The organism is Mannheimia indoligenes (genome assembly GCF_036880405.1).
GTDB lineage: Bacteria > Pseudomonadota > Gammaproteobacteria > Enterobacterales > Pasteurellaceae > Mannheimia > Mannheimia indoligenes.
On sequence record NZ_JBAJJM010000011.1, the window covers coordinates 86904 to 92986 of the forward strand.

Sequence of the window (6083 nt, forward strand, 5' to 3'; positions counted from 1 at the left end):
TCTAACCGCTTGCACCCACAATTTGTTTATCACAGGAGAACCCTATGAAACTTTTTAACTTAAAAACTTTAGCCGCATTAGTTGCAGGTGTAGCCGTAATGAGTTCTTCAGCAATGGCTGAAACTTCACTACGTTTCGGTTATGAAGCCCCACGCTCAGATAGCCAACACATCGCAGCGAAAAAATTCGATGAGTTATTAGCTGAAAAAACCAAAGGTGAAATCAAATTAAAATTATTCCCGGACAGCACCCTAGGTAATGCACAAACGATGATCAGTGGCGTGCGTGGCGGTACTATTGATATCGAAATGTCAGGTTCACCAAACTTCACCGGCTTAGAGCCAAAATTAAACGTAATCGACATTCCGTTTATCTTCAAAGATCGTGAACACGTTTACAAAGTGTTAGACGGTGAAATCGGTCAAGGTTTATTAAAAGATTTAGAAGCTCAAGGCTTAAAAGGCTTAGCGTTCTGGGATGTTGGTTTCCGTGCGTTCTCTAACTCAAAACACCCGGTAAACAAACCGGAAGATATTAAAGGCTTAAAAGTACGTACTAACCAAAACCCAATGTACATTCAAGCGTTTAACTTATTAGGCGGAAACCCGGTACCAATGCCGTTATCTGAGCTTTACACCGCGTTAGAAACCCGTGCGGTAGATGCACAAGAGCATCCAATCGGTATTTTCTGGTCGGCAAAATTATATGAAGTACAAAAACACTTAAGCTTAACCAACCACGGCTACACCCCGTTAATTGTGGTAATGAACAAAGCAAAATTTGATGGCTTAGTACCTGAACTGCAAACGGCATTATTAGAAGCTGCGAAAGAAGCGGGTCAGTTCCAACGTGATCTCAACGTGAAAAACGAACAAGAGATCATCGAGAAATTACGCAAAGCGGGTATCGAAGTAATCGAAAAAGTGGATAACGCACCGTTCAAAGCAGTAATTGAAGCAGAAGTACGTAAAGCTTTCGTTGAAAAACACGGCGATGAATTATTGAAAAAAGTGGATGCTTTAGCAAAATAATATAAGCTAAAGTAAGTCTCTTAACATAATAACTTCGCATTAAAACCGACAAGCGGTAAGAAATTGCAAATTTTTTGCGAAATCCAACCGCTTGTTGTTCTTCTTCAGGTTGTAAGGAAAATATGATGAATTACACACTCGGCATTGACTGCGGCGGCACTTTTATCAAAGCTGCACTTTTTGACAATCAAGGCAATATTCAAGCACTTCATCGTGAAAATGTATCTGTAATTAGCGAAACAGCAGGCTACGCAGAACGTGATATGCAACAGCTTTGGGCGATTTGTGCGGAAGTGGTGCGTTTAACGATCGAAAAAAGTGGCGTAAACCCAAGCGATATCAAAGGTGTTGGCATTTCCGCTCAAGGTAAAGGGGCATTTTTGCTCGATAAAAACAAGCAACCGCTTGGGCGTGCCATTCTTTCTTCCGACCAACGTTCTTTAGAGATTGTGAAACAGTGGCAAGCTGAGGGAATTCCACAGAAACTTTACCCCATCACTCGCCAAACGCTGTGGACAGGTCATCCAGTTTCCATTTTGAAATGGATACAGAAAAATCAACCCGAACGTTATGCACAAATCGGCTCAGTGCTGATGTCGCACGATTATTTGCGTTTTTGCCTAACCGGCGAGCTGCATTGTGAGGAAACCAATATTTCTGAAAGTAATCTCTACAATATGGCGAAGGGCGAATACGATCAAAGTTTAGCTGATTTGCTCGGTATGCCTGATGTGTTAGAAAAAGTACCGCCGGTGATTGAGCCGAATAAAATTGCAGGTTATGTAACTGAAGAGGCGGCAAAATTAACAGGTTTAGCCGTAGGTACGCCTGTTGTTGGTGGTTTATTTGATGTGGTTTCAACGGCTCGCTGTGCAGGTTTAGATGATGAAACAAAGCTCAACGTGGTACTAGGGACTTGGTCGGTGGTAAGTGGTATTACTGATAATATCGATTTAAGCCAAGAATTACCATTTGTTTATGGGCGTTATGCTGAAGCAGGTAAATTTATTGTGCACGAGGCAAGCCCGACATCGGCAGGCAATTTGGAATGGTTTGTTAAACAATGGAGCAATTTAAGCTACCAAGAAATTAATGAGGGCATTGCCGCATTACCGCCGGCAGGCAGTTCGGTGTTGTTTGTACCGTTCCTTTACGGCTCAAATGCAGGTTTGGGTATGCAGGCAAGTTTCTACGGAATGCAGTCTTACCATACGCAAATGCACTTGCTACAAGCAATTTATGAAGGGGTACTGTTTAGCTTAATGACGCACTTAAACCGTATGTTTATTCGCTTCCCACAAACTAATGTGCTACGAGTTACAGGCGGACCGGTGAAATCAACAGTCTGGATGCAAATGTTGGCGGATTTAACAGGAATGAGGCTCGAAGTACCACAAGTGGAAGAAACAGGCTGCTTAGGTGCGGCATTGATGGCTATGCAAGGTGTTGGGTTGGATATTAGTCAAGTACAAGCCCTAAATGCAGAAATGCAAGTGTTTGAGCCAAATGTTGAAAATTACTCAGCATATCAGACGAAATATCAGCGTTATCAAAAACTAACTGAGGCACTTAAAGCGATGATTTAACGGACTTTAAACACGTTTTACAAGCGGTCATATTTTGTAAAAAAATTGCAAATTATGACCGCTTTTGGTTTATAAATTATAGGGATAACGAAGAATTGATTTATTATAGAAATTACCGTTAATATGTGTTTTATGTAAATGATATTGGCGATAACCTTTAAATACTTCCTCATTTGGTAGTTGTGGGTTCACCCAAAAAGTATCTAATGATTGCTGATCCGTTAATCCTTCAAAATCGTAATTTGCTCGCCCTAAGGTTTTTACCGGCATATTATGTAATAAACCTGAAAGCCCGCTTGTTGAATTTAATGTAACCATACCTTTCCCTTTTCTTAAGAAAACAGGTAAAGGTACATCGTGAATATAAAAAACTTTATTGTTTAGATGAGGGTATTTTTCTAAAAATTCATAAATTACAATTTTATAATCGATAAACCCTCTATCCATTGGATGATGTTTGATAATTAAATTTAAATGTGAGGGAGCAAATTTTGCAAAAGAAGTTAATACTTCTCGTAAAAAAATCTCAACACTTTTTTGATCGCTATGTACTCTTACTTGTGTGTCATCGTAAACTTGTAGTGGTACAATAAAAAAATTGCCGAATTCACCATTTTCTACTCTTTTTGCAAAGCCACTATCATATAACCAATAACATAGTCTTTTTATGATAGATTTTGACCATAAATTAAGATAATACCTTAAATTGATAAAACGATGATGTTGATATTTAGGATATTCTTTACGCGTCTCATAGGCTTTTAAATAATAAGAGATAGCTCTCTTTGCCATATATTTAAAGCCTTTTGAAACTTTTTCAGGTTCAGGGGAATCTAGTTTTGAATATTCTAAAAAGAAAGATTGATTTCTCGGCAGTGGAGAAAATGCATTTACACCCCATTTTTCGAGAGTAATATATTCGGGGCGGAAATAACCTTCTTCAAATGCCCAGAAAATAATATCTAAATTTGAGCAAACATTTTTAGCTATCTTATGGTAATAACGATTATCGCCAAAACATAAGATATTATCTATTTTATTTTTCTGGCAAAAATTAACTAAGAAATTTTCAAAATTTTCTAAACTATCACGATAAGCAAAAGTGTTTGATCTATCATTCGGATAAAAATATTCATCACCACCATTGAAGTTTAATTTAAAGACTGTTTTTTGTTCTTTTTCTAGCCAATTTGCAAAATCTGTGAAAAAATATCCTATCGGACCTTGTAATAACAAAATCCGTTGGCTATTTTTAATTAATTCATCTAAATAATGTTCCATTCAGAGACCTTCGCTAAATTTAATTAATGCTGTGAAGTTTGACTAAAAACTCGATAAAGTTGTTTTAACTTTCCATATTGTTTACTTATCCAAGAACGCTTAATACCGTGATTAGATAATTGTTGCTTCTGTTGCATTAATAAATTAATGGCTTGATTGGCATCAATAAATTTACCCTGAATGGGGTCAATATAAAGCGGATAATAAATTAATGTTGCTGCAATTAATTGTGATAATGTAAGTGTTTTATTACGGCGTTCTATTTGTAATAAATCTTCCGTTAGCCCCCAACCAGCATAGAAGGGTATTCCATAACAATGCACTTTTTTACCTCTTAATAATGCTTCGAAACCAGCTAGAGAAGTCATTGTGTGCACTTCATCCACTTTTAAAATACAATCTAAAATATTCACATTATCGACAATAAGATCAGCAAAATAGAGAGCTTCCATCTTTGGAATATTGCCAATTCGATTTCCACTAACTACATCAGGATGCGGTTTATAAACAATATAGGCTGTAGGGTTTAGCTCTCTGACTTTTTTTAATAAATCCAGATTTTTCTTAATTTGTGGAGAACCTGATTTAATTGAAGCATCATCTTCAACCTGCCCCGGCACTAAAATAATTTTTTTGCCTTGAGCATTAAAATCGACATCGCCACTACCTACATTGTATTTTCCAATATGGCTTGCAACTAACTTTTGTCTTAGAGCTTCAGCATTAGACAAATCATTATCAGAAAAATGTTCTGCCTTTAATAAAATTTGTTCTAATCGGGAAGTAGTTTCCGCATTAAAATAAATGCCTAAATCGTCAACCACTAATGAAAGTGGAGCAACTAAATTTGCTCCTAGCCCAACAGAACGAATAAAACCATCTTCCATTCTTAGTAACGGAATATTATTTTGTTTCGCAAATTGTAGAATTTCAGGTTTACCATTACTCCAAACAAGAATTTTTGCATTCTCTGCAAGCGGTCGTTTTTCTAAAGAATTTAACGAACGTACAAAATGCAATTTACATTGTGGTAGGTTAAAAAATGGCTTAATGACTGCCTGTTTCCATAAAGACATTCCAACACAATAAAGATTTCCGCTTAAACGTTGATTCAATATTTTTACTTTATGCAAATAATCAATCACATCAAAAATTGAACCACTCTCGCCAGTATTTGGATTAATATAACGGCTATAATTAAAATAAGCAGCATAAAAAAGCTGAAGTAATGAACGTTTTACCCTTCTATTTTGCTGAAAAAGTGATTGAACATTCTCATTTCGATCATCCGTTATCCCCCAACCGGCAAACCAGGGCACGCCGAAAGTAATCACTTTTTTGCCTAATAACAATGCTTCAAACCCCATTTGAGAAGTTACGCAATAAACTTTCTCACACCATTTAATTAGACTTGCCGGGTTTACATCTTCGGTAATAATCCGTACTTTATCGGTATATTGGGGTAAATCAGTTAGATAGCCTTTTTTCTTACCACTTAACACATCTGGATGGGTTTTTACCCAAATTTGAGCATCAGGATTTTCAGTTATTGCGGATTCTAACATCTTATTAAAATCAGCTTCGCTCGCTTGCCCATATTTCACTGCCATATCGCCAAAGGTTTGGTCGATAACTAACACAATCTTACTCTCTGGAGGGACTTGCTCGCAGAAATCTAATGCGTGATTATATTTTGACAGTTGGTAAGTTAAAATTTGAGATAAAGCTTTCTCCGCATTTTTTATTTTAGCTTCATCTTGCAAAGGTTGCTCTAGTAATAGATTTTCTAGACGAGATGGACGAGTCGTATCGTAATATATTCCTACATCATCATACACAAGAGAAAATGGTGGATAGCCTTTTACACCCAAACCTAATGAGCGAAGAAAGCCGTCTTCTAATGATACAAAGGGCAAGTTGTGCTTAACTGCATAAGCACGAGCTTTTCGAGTAGAAGGGCGAAGCCCCCAACCAATCACCTGATCTATCAAGATTCTATGCGGAATAGCTCTCTTCAAATAAGAAGCAAAAATCATTCTGCAATCTGGTAAAAAGCTATTCAAGTTCGGGATATTGAGAATTCCTTTTGAGAAAATCAGTGAATTAATCATCATTCTATAGTTTTTATTTAGGATTTCTGCAAATGCTCTGCAGTATTTCTGCAAGTTCTCTGCAGTATTTCTGC

Annotated in this window: 4 protein-coding genes; 2 read left to right on the plus strand and 2 right to left on the minus strand. The window is 37.0% G+C overall.

Annotation, left to right across the window (positions count from 1 at the left end; translation table 11 throughout):
- Positions 1–44 precede the first annotated feature (44 nt).
- Positions 45–1031 (plus strand): TRAP transporter substrate-binding protein, encoded by a 987-nt coding sequence (locus V6W77_RS08645; RefSeq protein ID WP_334254406.1) that lies wholly within the window; start codon positions 45–47, stop codon positions 1029–1031.
- Between the two features lie 125 nt (positions 1032–1156).
- Positions 1157–2617, plus strand: a complete 1461-nt coding sequence (locus tag V6W77_RS08650; RefSeq protein WP_334254407.1) for an FGGY-family carbohydrate kinase — start codon at positions 1157–1159, stop codon at positions 2615–2617.
- 69 nt (positions 2618–2686) lie between these two features.
- Here the strand turns inward: V6W77_RS08650 and V6W77_RS08655 are convergent, their stop codons facing one another.
- Positions 2687–3898, minus strand: coding sequence for a capsule polysaccharide biogenesis protein (locus V6W77_RS08655; RefSeq protein WP_334254408.1), 1212 nt, complete (start codon positions 3896–3898; stop codon positions 2687–2689).
- A gap of 23 nt (positions 3899–3921) precedes the next feature.
- Positions 3922–6009, minus strand: a complete 2088-nt coding sequence (locus V6W77_RS08660) for a capsule polysaccharide biogenesis protein (protein WP_334254412.1) — start codon at positions 6007–6009, stop codon at positions 3922–3924.
- Positions 6010–6083: the final 74 nt, after the last annotated feature.

Excerpts from the sequence above, each read along its gene's own strand:
- V6W77_RS08645 (WP_334254406.1), top strand. The coding sequence starts at position 45 with ATGAAACTTTTTAACTTAAAAACTTTAGCCGCATTAGTTGCAGGTGTA.
- V6W77_RS08650 (WP_334254407.1), top strand. The coding sequence starts at position 1,157 with ATGAATTACACACTCGGCATTGACTGCGGCGGCACTTTTATCAAAGCT.
- V6W77_RS08655 (WP_334254408.1), bottom strand. The coding sequence starts at position 3,898 with ATGGAACATTATTTAGATGAATTAATTAAAAATAGCCAACGGATTTTG.
- V6W77_RS08660 (WP_334254412.1), bottom strand. The coding sequence starts at position 6,009 with ATGATTAATTCACTGATTTTCTCAAAAGGAATTCTCAATATCCCGAAC.